Annotated in this window: 15 protein-coding genes; 7 read left to right on the top strand and 8 right to left on the bottom strand. The window is 56.8% G+C overall.

Going from position 1 to position 16,111, the window contains the following annotated elements; translation table 11 throughout:
• The first annotated feature begins 48 nt into the window (after nucleotides 1–48).
• Both ABGN05_RS20125 and ABGN05_RS20120 read left to right on the top strand, forming a co-directional pair.
• Nucleotides 49–1,089, top strand: a complete 1,041-nt coding sequence (locus tag ABGN05_RS20125) for a uroporphyrinogen decarboxylase family protein (RefSeq protein ID WP_367955814.1) — start codon at nucleotides 49–51, stop codon at nucleotides 1,087–1,089.
• Between the two features lie 408 nt (nucleotides 1,090–1,497).
• On the top strand, nucleotides 1,498–2,739 hold the full coding sequence (locus ABGN05_RS20120) for a tyrosine-type recombinase/integrase (RefSeq protein ID WP_367955813.1): 1,242 nt from the start codon (nucleotides 1,498–1,500) through the stop codon (nucleotides 2,737–2,739).
• On the opposite strand, the gene ABGN05_RS20115 is transcribed toward ABGN05_RS20120, so the two are convergent.
• Together ABGN05_RS20115 and ABGN05_RS20110 are read right to left on the bottom strand one after the other, a co-directional pair.
• Nucleotides 2,705–3,364, bottom strand: a complete 660-nt coding sequence (locus ABGN05_RS20115; protein ID WP_367955812.1) for a hypothetical protein — start codon at nucleotides 3,362–3,364, stop codon at nucleotides 2,705–2,707. The two genes, ABGN05_RS20120 and ABGN05_RS20115, sit on opposite strands and share 35 nt — an antisense overlap.
• Nucleotides 3,361–3,657, bottom strand: a complete 297-nt coding sequence (locus ABGN05_RS20110; RefSeq protein WP_367955811.1) for a helix-turn-helix transcriptional regulator — start codon at nucleotides 3,655–3,657, stop codon at nucleotides 3,361–3,363. Before ABGN05_RS20110 ends, ABGN05_RS20115 begins: the two co-directional genes overlap by 4 nt.
• A gap of 315 nt (nucleotides 3,658–3,972) precedes the next feature.
• On the opposite strand from ABGN05_RS20110, the gene socA reads away from it, so the two are divergent.
• The 5 genes from socA (at nucleotide 3,973) to ABGN05_RS20085 (ending at nucleotide 7,480) form a co-directional block, all read left to right on the top strand.
• Nucleotides 3,973–4,521, top strand: coding sequence for a type VI toxin-antitoxin system SocA family antitoxin (socA, locus tag ABGN05_RS20105; RefSeq protein ID WP_367955810.1), 549 nt, complete (start codon nucleotides 3,973–3,975; stop codon nucleotides 4,519–4,521).
• Complete coding sequence (gene socB / locus ABGN05_RS20100; RefSeq protein WP_367955809.1) at nucleotides 4,499–5,209, top strand: type VI toxin-antitoxin system SocB family DNA replication inhibitor toxin; 711 nt, start codon at nucleotides 4,499–4,501, stop codon at nucleotides 5,207–5,209. The genes socA and socB overlap by 23 nt, the downstream gene beginning before the upstream one ends.
• Before the next feature lie 141 nt (nucleotides 5,210–5,350).
• A complete protein-coding gene (gene darT / locus ABGN05_RS20095) occupies nucleotides 5,351–5,998 on the top strand; it encodes a type II toxin-antitoxin system toxin DNA ADP-ribosyl transferase DarT (protein WP_367955808.1) in 648 nt (215 codons plus the stop codon).
• A gap of 10 nt (nucleotides 5,999–6,008) precedes the next feature.
• A complete protein-coding gene (gene darG, locus ABGN05_RS20090; protein ID WP_367955807.1) occupies nucleotides 6,009–7,103 on the top strand; it encodes a type II toxin-antitoxin system antitoxin DNA ADP-ribosyl glycohydrolase DarG in 1,095 nt (364 codons plus the stop codon).
• A gap of 128 nt (nucleotides 7,104–7,231) precedes the next feature.
• Complete coding sequence (locus ABGN05_RS20085; RefSeq protein ID WP_367955806.1) at nucleotides 7,232–7,480, top strand: hypothetical protein; 249 nt, start codon at nucleotides 7,232–7,234, stop codon at nucleotides 7,478–7,480.
• Between the two features lie 386 nt (nucleotides 7,481–7,866).
• Here ABGN05_RS20085 and ABGN05_RS20080 read toward each other — a convergent pair whose 3' ends face one another.
• The 6 genes from ABGN05_RS20080 to ABGN05_RS20055 all read right to left on the bottom strand — a co-directional run bounded on the left by ABGN05_RS20080 (nucleotide 7,867) and on the right by ABGN05_RS20055 (nucleotide 15,989).
• Nucleotides 7,867–8,076, bottom strand: coding sequence for a hypothetical protein (locus ABGN05_RS20080; protein ID WP_367955805.1), 210 nt, complete (start codon nucleotides 8,074–8,076; stop codon nucleotides 7,867–7,869).
• Entirely contained in the window at nucleotides 8,073–8,276 is a 204-nt protein-coding gene (locus ABGN05_RS20075) for a hypothetical protein (RefSeq protein WP_367955804.1), read from the bottom strand. The genes ABGN05_RS20080 and ABGN05_RS20075 overlap by 4 nt, the downstream gene beginning before the upstream one ends.
• A complete protein-coding gene (locus ABGN05_RS20070) occupies nucleotides 8,269–8,466 on the bottom strand; it encodes a hypothetical protein (protein WP_367955803.1) in 198 nt (65 codons plus the stop codon). The genes ABGN05_RS20075 and ABGN05_RS20070 overlap by 8 nt, the downstream gene beginning before the upstream one ends.
• A 514-nt stretch (nucleotides 8,467–8,980) precedes the next feature.
• Nucleotides 8,981–9,361, bottom strand: coding sequence for a hypothetical protein (locus ABGN05_RS20065; protein ID WP_367955802.1), 381 nt, complete (start codon nucleotides 9,359–9,361; stop codon nucleotides 8,981–8,983).
• 612 nt (nucleotides 9,362–9,973) lie between these two features.
• A complete protein-coding gene (locus ABGN05_RS20060) occupies nucleotides 9,974–10,651 on the bottom strand; it encodes a recombinase family protein (RefSeq protein ID WP_367955801.1) in 678 nt (225 codons plus the stop codon).
• A 1,762-nt stretch (nucleotides 10,652–12,413) separates the two neighbouring features.
• Complete coding sequence (locus ABGN05_RS20055; protein ID WP_367955800.1) at nucleotides 12,414–15,989, bottom strand: hypothetical protein; 3,576 nt, start codon at nucleotides 15,987–15,989, stop codon at nucleotides 12,414–12,416.
• Nucleotides 15,990–16,111: the final 122 nt, after the last annotated feature.

Genomic DNA, 16,111 nt, shown 5'->3' with positions numbered 1-16,111 from the left:
CTCGGCCGGCGGCGCGGGGGGCGCCGCCGGATTCTTTGACTGGAGGACATGTACTTGCCCAACGCACTGCCGCTTTTGCCGACCTCTCTCGTCGGTTCATACGCCCAGCCCGAATGGCTGATCGATCGCGCGAAGCTTGCGGGTCGGTTCCCGCCCCGGGTCCGGGCGAAGGAACTCTGGCGAGTCGCGCCGGAACATCTGGAAGAGGCGCAGAACGACGCCACCCGCCTGGCCATCCGCGACCAGGAAATGGCCGGTCTCGACATCATCACCGACGGCGAAATGCGCCGCGAGAGCTATTCCAACCGCTTCGCCACCGCGCTCGAGGGTGTGGACATCGACAACCCTGGTTCGGCGCTCGACCGCTCGGGTCATCCAAACCCGGTTCCGCGGGTCGTCGGCAAGATCAGGCGCATGCACGCGGTCGAGGTCGAGGACGTGAAGTTCCTCAGGGCCAACACCGACCGCACGATCAAGATCACCGTGCCCGGCCCCTTCACAATGTCGCAGCAGGCGCAGAACGACTTCTATTCCGACCCGGCCGAGATGGCGATGGACTATGCCGCTGCCGTCAACGAAGAGATCCGCGACCTCTTCGCGGCTGGCGCCGACATCGTGCAGATCGACGAGCCCTACATGCAGGCCCGGCCGGAGCCGGCCAGGAAGTACGGTCTCGATGCCCTGAACCGGGCGCTCGAAGGCATCGAGGGCGAGACCGCCGTGCACATCTGCTTCGGCTACGCCGCGATCATCCATGCGCGTCCGGAAGGCTATTCCTTCCTGCCGGAGCTTTCGGGGTGCTCCTGCAAGGCGGTGTCGATCGAGACGGCGCAGTCGAACCTCGACACCTCGGTTCTGGAGACGCTTCCCGACAAGAAGATCATCCTCGGCGTGCTGGACCTGTCCACAAACGAGATCGAGACTCCGGAAAAGGTCGCCGAGCGCATCCGCCGTGCACTGCCGCACGTCGATGCCGCGCGCGTGGTGATCGCGCCAGACTGCGGTCTCAAATACCTGCCGCGCGAAGTCGCCTTCGGCAAGATGAAAGCCATGGCCGACGGCGCGGCGATCGTCCGGGGAGAACTGTAGCGCGTTTCACGGGCAGAAGTGGCGGGATTCGTCTCGCGAGCTCCGCGGCACCTCATATCAGGCGGTTTCGGCCATCGGCCGAGACCGTCGCGGCCTATCGCGCGCGGATCGATGCGCTATATCGGCCTGCGCGCGTAGCCGAGCGTCCAGACGGCAAAAAGGCCCGGATGAACCGAGCCCCAAGCCACTGAACTATAAAGAAATTTGGAGCGGGCGAAGGGATTCGAACCCTCGACCCCAACCTTGGCAAGGTCGTAACCATACTTCTCATATGTTCTCATGGCCGCACCCGGTCACAGCCCAAAGCCTTGTTTTGCAGAGGTTTGAGTGTTCTACTCTCCTCATGTATGAACATGCCAGCACCACATTAGATGTGGCCCCGGTGTGGCCCCAGAGGGAGAGGCGAGTATGGCAGTGTTGTCGGAACTGGAGCTTAAGAACGCCAAGCCGAGGGCGGAACGCTACGATCTGAAAGACGGCAAGGTAAGCGGGCTCTGGGTCCGCGTGACCACGAACGGCGTCAAATCCTACGTCCTGAAATACCGGTTTGAGGGGCGTTCCCTGCGGTTGACGATCGGCCACTATCCCGACATTTCGTTGGCGATCGCTCGCGGCAAGGCGGAAGTGGCGCGCGGCAAGATCGCGGCCGGGATCGACCCGCAGGCTGTGAAGAAGAAGGAGAGGCAAAAGCTCGCCGATCGGGTTGACGGGCTTGTGACCCAATACATCGAAGACGAATGCAAGGGGCCGAATTTCGAAAAGACTGGGCCGCTGAAAGCGTCGTGGAAGAACATCAAGACCGATCTCGCCCACGACAAGGCCAGTCTGGTTCAGTCGTGCGGCACCCGCTCAATACACCACGTTACCGACGCTGACATCGCCAGCATCTTGAAGAAGGTCACGGCCAAGCGTGGACCGCAGGCCGCGAACAATGCCCTGAAAAGGATGAAGGCGTTTTTCGATTGGTGTCGGAAGCCACCTCGCCGCCTGATAGCCGTGTCGCCGTGCGAGGGGATGGATAAGCCCACCGAAGACCCGTCGCGGGAACGTGTCGTCACCGACGCCGAACTAGCGGCCATTTGGCAGGGCTGCGATGCGATCGGCTACCCGTATGGCTACATCGTGAAGCTGCTCATGCTGACAGGCCAGCGGCGCACGGAGGTAGCCGCCATGCGCTGGAATGAACTCAATCTTGACGCCGGGAATTGGGAGATACCCGGCGACCGCACTAAAAATGACGAACCGACGATCATCCCGCTTTCGACGCTTGCGCTGGAAATACTGCGGAGCGTTCCGCGACTGAACGAAAAGTTCGTTTTCCCGGCACGCGGCAATGAGGAAAGTCACTTCTCAGGCTATTCGAGGAGCAAGTTGAGCTTGGACAGAAAGGCGCTTATCGACGGCAAGCCGCTGGAGAACTGGACCCAGCACGATCTTCGCCGGACGCTCGCGACCAATCTGGGAAGACGGCAGGTGTTGCCGCATGTGATTGAGCACATCCTGAACCACAAAGCGGCGTCTATGTCGGCGGTGTCGAAGATTTACAACCGCTTTCAGTACTTACCGGAGAAGCGGGAGGCTGCGCAGTTGTGGTGCGATCACGTCGCCGGGCTGGTTAAGCAGACTGCGAAAGCCGCGCTGGTAGCGTAGCAGCCGACGTTGGCGAAAGGTGAGGCGCGACGATCTCCAGCACCTCATCGAATTCGAGTTCATGCTTGTTCAAAAGCCGCACGGCCAAGGCTTCGATCGCGGTCCAGTTGTTAAGCACGAGTCCTGCGGTGCGGTAATAAAGGGTTCCCCAACGCGGTCGACGCGGCGTCAGGTGCCGCAGAGATGCGTAGGCACTCTCTGCAATATTGTAGTCGCTGGAATCCCAGCCTCGAAGATCGAATGCCGAAGCTGACATCACCCATGGATCACGATCGCCCAAGAACGCCGCCTCGGCGAACGGTCCGGCAAGACTGTCAATTATTTCCCACACCGCGCAAGTGCGAAGGTGGAGGCGGAAGCGGTCGTCGGGAAATTTGATCGGAGCGGTAAGCCCGTGAAGGTTAAAGAATGCCGGTCCTGCGACGAAGCCCAACAAATCAAGTGAGTTGCCGCCACGATCCGTGTGGAGACCGCCCGCGCCTGGACGAATGCCGACGCTAGTGAAGTGACCTTCGCCAAACAGCACCCGTCCGCCAACGATCTTGGCGACGGCATGCCCGGCCTCGTGGTGCGCCACAGCGGGCCACATTTCGTCTGTGATCGGCGGCAACGGATAATCGGTCATTGACGACGGCTCTCCATGATCTTCGCTTCCATCCACGCCGTGACTTCCGACAGTAGCCACGCGACACGGCCGGGACCGAGGCGAATCCGCGTCGGGAACTGTCCTGCCTTCTCCAGTCGGTCGATATGCTGCGGTGAGATGGAAACGAGATTCCTCAGTTCCTTCTTGCCGATGAAGCGCTGGCCGGAATGCACCGTCGCATGTCCAGCCGATGTAATGCGGCCGTTTCTGACCGCATCTGTTGCCCGGCGCTGCGGGATCGACTCCAAGCTGTTGAACAACGCGTTACTCATGGTTGCGCTCATACAGCATGGGGGGATGCAGAGTCAACACCACAATGTTGAATAATGTAATATTTTCAATCACTTATCGCATCATGCGAGGGGTTCAGCACTCAACCCTTTGGTCTTCAAAATCCTCTAATCTCGCATCCTGCTAAACGGTGAGCGGTGGAATCGTTTGGAACTAGGGAAATACCGAATCCAGCCGCGACCAAGTCAGTTGTGATCCTGTCCCGCGCCGAAATGTTGGCCATGGTCTTGCCAAATCAGCCGTCCGTCGGGCAAGTGGCATCCGACGCCAGGGTCGCCAATCAGTGAAGCTGTGATATGGGTGTTGCGCACGATCCCAGAGCAATCGCGAACCTCATGCTTGATGAAGCGGAAAGGCTGGGGATCAAGATCACACACCTTTCGCTGCAAAAGTTGCTCTATTTCGCGCACGGCATGTACCTTGTGCAGACAAAGTCGCCGCTGGTGTCGGGGTACTTTGAGGCGTGGGAACTTGGGCCTGTCCACCCTTCCGTATACCGGGCGTTCAAGGGGGCGGGCTCTGTTCCGATAACGTTCCGTGCGACGGCACAAGACCTGCTCACAGGTGAGCGTCGGGAAATTCAGAAGGCGGACGATCCAGCAGTTACCGGACTAATCCAACAGTTGCTCAACTCATACGGCCGCCTTTCACCGGGTCGCCTAGTGGACCTCTCTCACGCGAAGAAGTCCCCCTGGGCATATGTGGTGGACAAATCGCGAACGGATGTTGCTTTGGGTCTGCGCATAACCGATGCTAACGTAGTCGAACGATTCCGCCACCATAAGGTGTCCATCGGCGAGGAGCCGAGGTCAGGAGACCCAAGTGAAGATACGCCCTTTGCCTGAGATTGACCTTGCTCGCATCGCGCCTCAACCAGACGATATGAAGCGAAGGTGCCTTGAACAGATGAGGGATGGCCGCCCGCCGTTCTCCTACAAGCCTGTCCGGTCTTGCTTGGCTGATATCTTCAACGTTCAACCCGAGCTGTTTGGTCCGACCGCACACACAGAGTGGGCCGTCATCGATGAAATACTGAATCGACGTTGCCGCACCGAGGACGAACTTCTGAACAACCGTCGTGTAGCACGCGGACTCTTCGAGTTCGCACTGTCGAGCGGTGTTTCTGGACGTCGCCATGAGTTCTTTCCACTGCAACTGGGCGCAGGACAGAAGGTCACCTATTGGTTGCCGATGATCCTTGCCGTTGACGATCGGCCCCACGCCGTCTTCATTGAGCCACGTCGTTCTCGTGGACTCACGAAGGAAGGTCGGCGGTTTGCCTTTTCAATGATGCACGAGCGCATCAGAGCAGCAGACGAGGATTTCGCTGATGTTGGCCTCGCCATCCTCGGTTTTCATGACGGCGATACCGAAAAGCGACCGGTTCGGCTGTTCACGGATGAGGGGGTTGATCTCTACGTGCTGGACGAGTTGGAAGCGATGGTGGCCGCCACCTATCGCATCTGGGAAAATGTGTGTGTTGAACGCGAGCACGATACTCGCAAGGGCACTGGAACTGGTCCGCTGCTCTAGATGCCTACCGGTCGCGGGATGGAGCGGTTAAGGCAGCAGAGGAAGTGATGGCCTCTCACATGATACGCGGTACGTTCGCATGAAAATCGGTGATCGTGGGGCCAAGGGGCTTTCCACTCGCGGATACCTTGCGATGCTAAGATGAGCCCACCCCCATCCGCACCGAAAATATACCACATTGTGAACGTTGATCGGCTTTCGTCGATTATTCACCACGGTCGCCTGCTTTGCGACGCAGAAATCCTGAAGCTCCAACTTCCGGGCACCACCATCGGAATGGGTTCCATAAAAGCACGCAGATTGAAGCTGCCCGTGGCTTGTTATGCCAATGCAATGGTAGGCGATTTCGTGCCTTTCTATTTCTGCCCACGTTCAGTGATGTTGTATGTGATCTATTGTGCGAATAGCCCCGAACTTACATATAAGGGTGGGCAGACGCCAATTGTCCATCTGGAAGCCGACTTAAATAAAGTTGTACAATGGGCTGAAGCAAACAGGCATAGCTGTGCATTCAGTGATTCCAACGCCGGAGCCGTTTATGCTCAGTTCTGGAATGATTTCACTAAACTAGATCAGTTGAACTGGCAGCACATTGCTGCCCGGCAGTGGGCGCAGGCGGATATCAAGGAAGCGAAGCAATCCGAGTTTTTGATGTATCATCACTTCCCCTGGCATCTTGTCGAACGCATCGGCGTTCATTCTCTGGCGACTTTTAACGCTGCTGCGAATGCCGTCAGCCAAGCCACGCATAAGCCTGCGGTGGAGATACTACCAGCTTGGTACTATTGAGGAAGCCAAAATGATTGAATTTAGAACAGGCAACATCCTTGACGCGAACGCAGATGCACTTGTAAACACAGTGAACTGCGTAGGCATAATGGGTCGCGGGATCGCGCTGCAATTCAAGAACATGTTTCCAGACAACTTCAAAGCATATGCCGATGCTTGCAGCCGCAAGGAGGTCCAGCCCGGCAAGATGTTCGTATACGAAACTGGGGAGTTTTCGCCGCGCTACATTATCAATTTCCCGACAAAAAGACATTGGAAGGGCAAGAGCCGTATAGAAGATATTGAGACTGGCCTGTTCGATCTTGTCAGGGTCGTTGAGGAACGCAACATCCGATCCATCGCCATACCACCCCTTGGGTCAGGCCTTGGCGGGTTAAACTGGGGCGATGTACGCCCACGAATAGTCGCCGCCCTCGAACAACTCGCCGGGATTTCCTCAATAATTTATGAACCGTCCGGCGCGCCCGATACGGCTGCCTTAGCACGCAACAAGGCAATTCCCAAAATGACAGCCGGGCGGGCTGCTCTCGTTGTGCTTCTGCAGCGATACCTAAATGGCTTAATGGACCCGTTTGTCACCCTCTTGGAAGCTCACAAGCTTATGTTCTTCATGCAAGAGGCGGGAGAAAACCTGCGGCTGCGGTATACGAAAGCGAACTATGGACCTTATGCCGAAAACCTTCGTCACGTTTTACAGAGTGTTGAGGGCCATTTGGTTGCCGGTTACGCAGATGGGGGGGATGACCCTACGAAACAGCTAGCATTGGTACCGGGAGCTTATGAAGATGCCGACCGTTTCCTCTCGGGGCATGACGCCACTAGGAAGCGTTTTGATCGGGTGGCCAAGCTAGTGGACGGTTTCGAAACGCCCTACGGGCTTGAACTGCTATCAACAGTTTACTGGGTGGCGAAGCATGAAAAGGCCACCACCTTGGACGAGGTGAAGGCCAAGTTTTATGATTGGAATGACCGCAAAAAGCAATTCGCACCGGAGCAAATTGCGCGAGCTTTACAAGCTCTCATCGTGAGAGAGTGGGTTGATACAAATGTTGGAGAGTCCTTACCCGCCGCGTCAACCGACAGAGCGATCGCATCACTCGATTAAAGCGGACTAACGATTCCGATGATGCGTTGCATCTCGTACAACGGGCCAGAAACTAAGTTCTGCTGGTGTATACGACTCGGGCGCAGCCCCTTCACAATTCCCGCTGAGGCTGTCGCGGATGGTGACTGATGAAAGAAGGCGAGCCGCTCTCCCGAACGGCTCGCCAAGCGCGCTCTGTCTGCTGCCTGTTCGGCGAGCGCGATTTTAGAATGGTGGCGCTGATGCGGGGTTCATCAGCGCCCTCACGCCGCCCGACCCTGGACGCGCAGCGCGAGATTGGTGAAGCATTGACCGGCATGTTCGGCAAAATGGCCCGTAGTGCAGGCGTCATCATTCCGGCTTTGTGTAATACGACACGATATCCTCCGCTGCCTTGAGGCGGTCTGGCGAAATACGCCGCGACGCAACTGGCAGATGTGCTTCTGCCCGTGCCGCTCTAACCGTAGTAGCGGCATCCGCGTACTCAGAGCGACGTTCTGGAGAAAGCGCGTCCAAGCGAGCGTGGTCCGGGCGATCCTCTGGAGGTAGCGGGGGATGCTCGCGTTTGACGGCCACAAGTTCACCGGCAGCGTCGTCCCACTCGTATTTGGTCTTGGACGGAGCAACGATCTGTGTTTCGGGCGTACGGCCAGTACGCTTCGTAGGACCATCGCCAAGATTCGCCACTTCCAAGCGAACCTCGGGTGGGCAGTCTTTCAACGGCTTTCCATTGCCGTGCGTTGCGAGATAGGCTTTCTGTTTGTCGTTTAGCTCTGTCATTGCTTCATTCCTCTGCGATCTTCTCCCGGAACGCCTCAATGGCGGAACGGGCGTGAGTGCGGTCGATTTCGGATGCTTCGGGGTCGTCGAGCGTGCGCATGTGCGTGCGAACCTGTTCGCGCAACACTGCGGGCGCGCGGCCCAGTTTTGCGTAGTCCAGCACGATCCGTGGAGCAGCGCGTGCGACCGGCGCCTCTTGATCCCCAGCGCTCATGACAGGTCCTCCGCCGGTACGGTGAACAACTCATCTTCGAGCGCCGCGCGCCGCCGGTTAGTGGTGCGCCGAAGGTCAAGGGACTGGCGAACGATCGCCGACCGGCTGAGAGCATATCGCTCACACTCGCCGTCCAGGAATTCGAGCAAGGAGTCTGGCAACTGCACAACCACACGATTATGTGAGACGGGCTCATACATGGTGGTTCGCCTCCCGTTCCGCCCGCATCGCGTCGTGGAGGATCGTGCGGATCAGCGAAGAAACTGATAGCTGACTGGATTCTGCCCGTTCTCCGAGCCATTCGATCATGTCACCGGTCAAATATACATTGCATCCTCGGGCGGGCTGAGAAAGTTGGTGGGGTTTGCCACGAATATAACTCGCGCTCATGGGCGCTCTCCTATCCATTGATTTGTTGGGGGATCAGGATAGCCAGCCGCCCTGCGGTGGGTGCACGCTCCCAGCGCGCATTCCTGATGTCTGAATGAATTCTAATCTATCTCGATGTAGTGTGTCAAGATATACGTGATACTGGCTCAATATTATTCGAGTCGATTCATATTCCGAGCGCTATATCTAGTTCTGACATAGAAATTTTTTTTGATGCCACTTCTGGACTCAACAATCGTCTTATCGCATCATGCGAGATGCGTTCTTATGATCCCTTCACCCATTGTTCAGAGGGATGGATTGCAGTTCGATTGGCTGGGGTTGAGTGCAGAGTAGACGGTGTGAAGCCTGGCAGTTGCTTTTCACGGCATCGGCAGCTTGGAATAATGCGGGGCTTGGAACCGAATACTATGATTATGTTCCAAATCGCGCGTTCAAAAGGACCGGGATGTGGCGAGAAAGGGACGGTCCGTTATTGTCTCAATACATTAGAAAACTAACATAGAAATATTTATCAGAGCTCTACATCACCGAGAGCAAACATACTTCGAAGGACAAAGTTAACCCGCCGCAGATCGAATGCCCGACGCGCGATTCGTCGTTCCGCAGCCCAGACAGCATAGCTACGCAGGAACTCCGTGCTGTCTTGATTGAAAAACTCTTGAGAACTGGCCTTGATGTAAATGTCTTCGTATAGGGCAGTTGCATAGCCTACATTGCCCATATGATGGTGACATGACGCCGACAGCAGCGCGGCCACGATTGAATAGTTTCCGGCGATCTTGCGGCGTCTCAGAAGCTCTTCCGTTTGCATGTATCTCTTAGCGCGATAGAGAGCGAGCGGACGAACCAGCTTCACGAATCCGATGCCATCGCGAATCATTGACTTGATCATCTTTCCAAGCTGCAACTGACAGATTGTACTTCATCTACTTCTAGTTGTTGCACTACTCACATGCCAATGAATATCTTGGATGTGATCGAAACCTACGGGTCGCTCGTCCAACCAAATCTAGAACAGAATTCACAATCCTGATTCACGTCAGGATGTTGGCACAGGTCGGAGCGGATCATTCCGAGCGGCACCGAAATATTAACACACCCTGGCGATATCCGAGAGCTTTTTGGTTCGGCCGGGTGGCGATTTAGCCGGGCTGAGGCGGCTGGTCGGGTTGAAGGTTGAGTGCAGACCTTGTTCCCTTGCATGGAAACCGTCACTGAACCCGAAACACAAAGTTTAGTGCGCACTAACAGGCACTATAAGGCGATCCAGAGGCGTAGGGGTAACTACCCCATCGGGTCCCTTTTTGACTTAAATTTTAGACAACATTGCAAGAAAATTGCGGAAAGCTTTTCTAAAGCTTTCCGCTTGCTTCTCTGATCAACGCTGCGGCTTTAGCCTACAGCAGTCGTTGCGGGTCGCATGAGGTGACATGCTAGAGAGGCCAGAGGACGTAGAAAAAAATGAGAGCCATTATCAAATTGATCAGTGCGAAGAGCACTCCCATTAGCTTGCCCCGCGAGCGCAGTCAGGTGCGCGCCGGAGGATGTCCGACACTTGCACGGGGCTCCAGCGCCCGCCACGCGCCGTGGGGACAGCCATGGTGGTTAGCGCGTTGGCGATCTCCGCAAGCGTCTTCCCGCCGTCGCGCATCGGGCCGATAATAGTGATCAGCTTTGATGCGCGCGCATCGGCTGCTGCCTTAAGTCCAGCGTTGCGGGCATCGATGTTGTCCCGGCAGCCGCCAAGCTTAACGCCGCGCGCCTTCGCGGACTGGAGGGCGGCGCGGGTCCGCTGGGAAATGAAAATCCGCTCCTGTTCGGAAAGTGCCGAATAAACGTGAAGGGCGAACGGGTCGGCATGAGGCATACAGGCGACACGCAACTTGACTTTCTTATCTTCCATGAGCTTCGCGACAAAGCTCACCCGCCTCGAAAGGCGATCCAGCTTTGCAACCAGAAGCTCGCAATCCGGAGTCTTCCGGACCAGCGCCAGCGCCTTCGCAAGCTCCGGTCGATCATCGTCCGCGCCTGACTGCACTTCGGTGAAGGTAGCAATAACCTCCGGGTCTTTTGTGTAGCTTGAGAGAAACAATTCGAGATCGCGCTGTTGTGCCTCAAGCCCCAGACCAGATTCGCCTTGGGACTTTTTAGAGACACGAAGATAACAGACGTATTTAGTCACTGGCGTTACTCCTTACCCGCAATCGCGATAATACGAGGGATTTCAGGAATCGCAACGCTCGTTTCGCTCCTTAATTGCTGTATTTCCTATATATTTTTCGCTTGGTAAACGCCGTTGGAAAGCGGATTGGAATATGTTCGACAGAAGATTTTATCTGCACGAATACATGACAGTGGAGACGCGGTAGGTTCCTGCGCGTGTTCGGCCTTCCGAACGTGTCGGAGCCTCTTCAGCGGCGGCAGTGTGGCGGTTGGCGATCTCGTGCATTTGACTAAATTTTTAGCGATCCCTGGGTCGGGTTCCTTCAACCGCTTCCGAGCGTGCTTCCATTCGTACCACCTCGGGATACGTCCGGCACGGTCGCTGCAAGATCGCCTTGACGGCTTCAGCGGTATCACCGTCATAGCCATGGCGTGGTCGGCTCCGCAGACCACGGCCATGACGGCACCGGTGGCGCAATCCGGCGACCCAAAGAAGTATCGGCGACCAACGAAATGCAGGTCCGCAGATTCCGTCGCGAGAGCACAGGCTCCGGGATGTGTCGATTTTACTTCATATGTTAACTAACGTACATAGGAAACCATCGCGGGCGTGCGAACAAAACTCGTCGCGATCGTCACGGGCTGCGCTTCCGCACGCGAACCTGCAAAATTTAGACCTAGTTTTGAGCCTTGATTTGTCGTCGTCAGACGGACGGGAGATCGTAAAAAATGGCCGCTGCCGGTCGCGGTGACCTCGTTAGCGTGGTCGGCCGTTGTCGCTATGGAATCTCCGAAGAAGGTGCTATCGTGCGCAGGTCGTCGGAACAACCGACCTTCTGTTCTAGGGGGAGGCAATGCCATGACAGCGAAACTCCTGCAATGCAGCCACTGCGGTGCACTCAACGAATTCCAAGTCGAAGCGTCCATTGCCGTTTATGAAGAAGTAGCCTGCTCTTCGTGTCGCGGACTCCTGGGAAAGTGGGGAGAGCTGTTCTCCTCAGAATCGCAGGAGCCACCCGCCACCCCGAATGCCGAGCCCACGTGGGAAGAAGATGCGCCCCGGCGCCGGTCGGCCGGTTAGGCCGTCTGCACTCAACCCATTCAATTTCTGTGCGGTCGGTGCTGGCGATCTTTGACGGTCGAGTGGAGAAGGCGAGTCTGCACTCATCTCGTTTGCTAGACGGTCGTACTCGTTGCGTTCATCGGATCGTTCGGAAGTGCTGAGTAGGAGGTTGAGATCAGAAGGCACGTCCGCACGAGGCTTCTGGTCTCAACCGTTCGGTTCGGCAGTCCGGGATTCTGGACTCAACCGAAAGGGTTATCGGTTAGGTGAGGCTGACGCGGCACGTACCAGCGGTGTAATGGGTTCAGAAGACTACCAAGGAGATCGGAGGTTGAGTCCAGACGGATAGAGGTCTGGCGGTTGAGAGCAGATGCTGCGTATTGGTCGGCTTCGCCTTTGTGGTTGGTTCGTGTTGTCGCGGGAGGTCAGCGGGAGGACTGGCGGGAGGTCAAAATCCAGCATTTCCAAGGAGTCGGGAGGGCGGGAGGTTAACTGCTGAAACACCCCACTATGGTCGCAAATAAGATTCAGCATCGTAGTGCACGGCTCCTACACTAGTTTCTTTCTAACAGAGCAGAGAGAGGGGAAGTCTACCCTCCCGGACCTCCCGGACCTCCCGGACCCGCAGCGTTTCACCATTCTTGAATGGTGGAGTCCTCCCGGTGGACCCTCTGGAACCTCCCGCTGACCTCCCGGACCCTGTGTTTCCCTTCCCACCTTACTCGGCGGGCACGAACTTCCAACGGGCGCGCTTTGTCACCGGCTGCGGAGTGGCACGCATGAAGCGCATCAACTTGGGTTCTCCATCGATTTCGAGTCGATACGTTTTGAGCGTTGTGCCCCGGCTCAGCCACCGCTTGAGCACCCCTTCCTTGTCACGCTCAAACGGATCGATGTTGAGACAAGCGAATTGAGCTACGTCACCCCTGAAGGCAACCTCGTTCGCGATCTCGCCCGTGAAGCCTTTTTCAAGAAGCTTGCGTCGAGATGCCTCATCATAGAGGGCCTGCATGAAAAGGGTGTCGTCATCGCCATCTCCTGCGCCATCGGCCTGCGACTCACGGAACAGTCCTACGTTGGATAGGAACCCATCAATTCCGGCCGCGTCCAGAATGCCGCCCATTACGCGACAGTAGGCTTCAAAAGTCGCCAGAATGACGGTGCCGGAAGGTTGACCTTTGGCAAACCAGTTTTGCACGATGGTCAAGCAGGCCCAGACCAATTCACCTCGGTTCCGCTCCATATAGTCATGAAGTTTGGGCTGTCTAAACGCATCAGGGTCCCGGTCTCCGGGTTTGTCGGTCTTGGCATCCAGATATATAGGCACAAAGCGGCGGCGCTGTTCCCCGTCCAGTTCCAGGCCGTTGCCCGTTACGATGACGGTGCACCGCTTTTTCAGGTCAAGCATCTCCGAGCTTCCGAGTCGCCGACCTGAAAAGCTATCGCCAGCCGTAAGGAAGGCTGCCAGTGCGGGTGACGAGATGCGGCCTGTCACGTTGTCGAACATGACTATAGCGCGTCCTTCGATCAGGACGCCGGTCAGTCGCTTCTCGATCTCGTCTTCCTGCTTCGGTAAAGCCAACGGTGATGCGCGCCTTCCAGCGCTCACCATGCTGGTCGTGTCGGCGAGGTATCCAGAACCGGTGCCAGCCGTGGGCTTGCCGATGAGATAGGCAGGAGTGGCGCCGCTGTAGAGTCCTTGGACGAAATGCTGCAATACCGCAGCGACGGCGTTAGCCCGCGATCCGTCACCGCTGTCATCGATCGCGTTTCCATCGCTGTTCACGATCTCCCGTCCGAAGGCATCGGAGAACGGAAAGTCGAAGAGCATGTTTCCGAGGATCAGGTCACGGGCTCGGGCCAAGTCGTCATCGTCGGGAATCTCTGGCACCTCGGGGATATGAAGGTTGCCAAGATCGATGTAGCAAGTCGTTTCCGGATCGTAGCCTACCTCTGCACGAAGCGTTCCATTGCGTGAATGGATGGGAGTGTGGACGATCCGATCCAGAGGCAGCAGATAGGGAAACTCGGCAGCACCAAATAGGTGACTGCAAACGTCTTCTGGTAGTGATGCCCGACGTGAAGATTCTCTTCCATCCGAATCATCGATGCATACCACGGCGTTGTTCATGGCGTTCTTGAATTGCGGCCATGACATTTCTTCCGTCGTGTGCTTGCCATCCGCCTTCTTGATCAAGCGCTTTGCGACCCCGTCAGTTTCGAACAGGTGCGGACTAGTCTCATTCGCCAGCTTCAATCCGTGCTGCACCAATTGGCACTGCACGTCGAAATGCTCCGTCTTGTAAACCAGAGGCTTTTCAGACGTTCTGGTTGCGGCGCCCTTCGCCTCTTCACGCCGTCGCTCGCGATGTTCCACTTCAAGCGGCTTCATCACGGCGTCGAAAGCTGACACAGCAAGCTTCCCGGCTCCTGGTGCAGCCAAGATTCCGCGGACATAGGCCGTCAGTGACGGCCGCCCGATGGAAGCCAACTCCTCACCTATTATATCGAGCTTCTTGGGATCGGGGCTGGCACGATAACCGGCGACCAGAGCGTCGAAGTTTTCCTTCTCGGCCGCTTCCGCTGCCTCCTTGGTTTCAATCTGTCCCCGGATGAAGATGCGAGCGCTGGCGATCTGGGCAGTGAGGTACTCGTCGGACATGTACCGTACTATGTCGCTCCCCGCCCGACCGGGCCCTTTCACCGCCTTCTCGATTGTATCGCGAAGAAGCCGAACGATCGGACCAGCGTCAGCGTCAGGTCCCCCATTTGAAGGATGGAGGCAGGAGCAAATCGTGCGGTAAATCGGGCCATGGTATCCAAGCTGATCCGGGCCATCACCGATCAAAGAGCGGAAGAACTCTACGCCACTACCCCCGGGAACATATGCTTCGCCGGTTACATCGTAGCTGAGAGCTACACCCTTCTTTCTCGCGATTTTTGCCATTGGCCGATCTTCCGGCATGACAATCGGGAGTTCGAACAGGTCGCCTGCGAAAACATTGACGAAAAACTCACCACCTTCCGGATGCCGGGGGCCGTGAAAACCATGAGGCAGGTCCTTGCATTTGGGGTCGCAATCAAAGCCAAAGAAATCGGCGGCAGCTAGATATGTAGCTGAGAATACTGCCTTTGGGTTTTCGTACTTGGACGGATCAAACGGGGTCAGTAGCGGGATCACTAACCGATGTTTTTCTGGGCCAACTGATCCATCTTCCAAGAGCTTCTTATTTGAGTGACTTGAGTATTGAAGAGCGGTCTTCCCCTTCGCCCGGCGTCGAAACCTCTCCGCAGCTTCTGCTGCGGATTGCCCGGAATCAAAATCGAACACTAGCCAATATACAAGAACAACGTTTTCAGCGAGCCGCCGAAGGAGCTGTGTCCCTGGATCGATGCTGAACGTGCAACCTATGAAGGATTGTCCCTCTTTTGTGCCTACGCGATGGCGAGACAGCATATGATATGCGCCACGAAGCGTGTCGCGCCTGTTTTGGTTCTTCATTGTGAACAGACGGCGCGCGGTGGCGAAGCCGATTATGGTGTCAAGGATACCATCGGGGAAGACGCCGTAGACTTTTGCGCCTGGCCAAAAGCCATACTCGCTACCATCTACAAAAGCTTCTGCACTCAACTCCCCGTACACCTCGGCGTCATTCCAAGTCCCCGTCTGGACAAGCGTGTCGTCGAACAGGACGCTCTCGGCGGAGCGCTCTCCGTCGCCATCGTCGTCCGACCCGCCGAAGATCGCAGCTTTGATCGCGTCAACTGAGAGGACGTCGAAGTCCTCGCCACTCACCAGACGCGCAGCATCATCTTCATGCAAGGTGTAATTACCATAGGGTAGCGGCACGTCGGCGGAAATGCAGGCATCCTCGGTCATGTCTTTGCCGAGCCGTTCAAGAAGTTCAGCGAGACCTTCTTCACTATCCGCAAGGTGGATCAGATGGATGCCGCCATCCGGACCTCTCATCGCGTAGGAAGCCGTATCCACCGCTGGCGCGCCGTCGAGCACGGTCTTGTCCTTGAACGCTCTGCGGACCCCTGTGAGCGCCGCAAACACATGCCGCTCGCCAGCAAGTTCCATAGCCTCCCGGACGGCAGCTGCGACTTTAGCAATCGGCTTGACAACGACTCCGGCGCGCTGGCCTTCATCGTCATGGTGAAACAGCGTCACGTCGTCCGGCCAACCGAGCATTGGAATTAGCTGGCGCGCAATTTCAGCGGGCTTGATGGTGATGACGGTGCCGGATGGTGCAGTTGAGATCGCCGCGTCGGCGGCTGCGGACAGGGACATTGTAGTTCTCCAGATCGCGGACACGCGTCCGCATTGCCGGGACGCTACGCGTCACGGGTCGGTTACTCGGATGCCGACGATCTGGGATTTGCTGACTACCAATCGATCGCAGGCGCTGGGGT

The organism is Aquibium pacificum, assembly GCF_040839445.1.
In the GTDB taxonomy this organism is placed as follows: domain Bacteria; phylum Pseudomonadota; class Alphaproteobacteria; order Rhizobiales; family Rhizobiaceae; genus Aquibium; species Aquibium pacificus.
The sequence above is the reverse complement of the archived record's forward strand: the minus strand, read 5'-3'. Positions and strand labels throughout refer to the sequence as shown.

Coding starts and splice junctions, on each gene's coding strand:
- ABGN05_RS20125 (WP_367955814.1), top strand. CDS start 49: ATGTACTTGCCCAACGCACTGCCGCTTTTGCCGACCTCTCTCGTCGGT.
- ABGN05_RS20120 (WP_367955813.1), top strand. CDS start 1,498: ATGGCAGTGTTGTCGGAACTGGAGCTTAAGAACGCCAAGCCGAGGGCG.
- ABGN05_RS20115 (WP_367955812.1), bottom strand. CDS start 3,364: ATGACCGATTATCCGTTGCCGCCGATCACAGACGAAATGTGGCCCGCT.
- ABGN05_RS20110 (WP_367955811.1), bottom strand. CDS start 3,657: ATGAGTAACGCGTTGTTCAACAGCTTGGAGTCGATCCCGCAGCGCCGG.
- socA (WP_367955810.1), top strand. CDS start 3,973: ATGGGTGTTGCGCACGATCCCAGAGCAATCGCGAACCTCATGCTTGAT.
- darT (WP_367955808.1), top strand. CDS start 5,351: ATGAGCCCACCCCCATCCGCACCGAAAATATACCACATTGTGAACGTT.
- darG (WP_367955807.1), top strand. CDS start 6,009: ATGATTGAATTTAGAACAGGCAACATCCTTGACGCGAACGCAGATGCA.
- ABGN05_RS20085 (WP_367955806.1), top strand. CDS start 7,232: ATGAAAGAAGGCGAGCCGCTCTCCCGAACGGCTCGCCAAGCGCGCTCT.
- ABGN05_RS20080 (WP_367955805.1), bottom strand. CDS start 8,076: ATGAGCGCTGGGGATCAAGAGGCGCCGGTCGCACGCGCTGCTCCACGG.
- ABGN05_RS20075 (WP_367955804.1), bottom strand. CDS start 8,276: ATGTATGAGCCCGTCTCACATAATCGTGTGGTTGTGCAGTTGCCAGAC.
- ABGN05_RS20070 (WP_367955803.1), bottom strand. CDS start 8,466: ATGAGCGCGAGTTATATTCGTGGCAAACCCCACCAACTTTCTCAGCCC.
- ABGN05_RS20065 (WP_367955802.1), bottom strand. CDS start 9,361: ATGATCAAGTCAATGATTCGCGATGGCATCGGATTCGTGAAGCTGGTT.
- ABGN05_RS20055 (WP_367955800.1), bottom strand. CDS start 15,989: ATGTCCCTGTCCGCAGCCGCCGACGCGGCGATCTCAACTGCACCATCC.